General features: G+C 50.7%; 1 rRNA gene. It reads left to right on the top strand.

Features of this window, described 5'->3' with window-relative positions:
* Positions 1-286 (top strand): 23S ribosomal RNA (locus tag MRBLMS1_RS18850); the annotation flags it as partial.

Genomic DNA, 286 nt, shown 5'->3' with positions numbered 1-286 from the left:
TGGGAAGCAGGTTAATATTCCTGCACCGTCGTATGATGCGATGGGGGGACGGATCGCGGAAGGTTGTCTGACTGTTGGAATAGTCAGTTTCTGTCTCATAGAAGGCGCTTAGGCAAATCCGGGCGCGAAATTCAAGGGGATGGGACGAGTGAATTTATTCACGAAGCAATCGGAAGTGGTTCCAAGAAAAGCCTCTAAGCTTCAGTCATACGAGACCGTACCGCAAACCGACACAGGTGGGCGAGATGAGTATTCTAAGGCGCTTGAGAGAACTCGGGAGAAGGAA

Origin of the sequence: Massilia sp. LMS1-1-1.1, from assembly GCF_040815535.1 — a bacterium.
Taxonomy (GTDB): Bacteria; Pseudomonadota; Gammaproteobacteria; order Burkholderiales; family Burkholderiaceae_D; genus Janthinobacterium; species Janthinobacterium aestuarii.
Note: the sequence above shows the minus strand (reverse complement) of the source record. Positions and strands in the feature narration are given on the sequence as shown.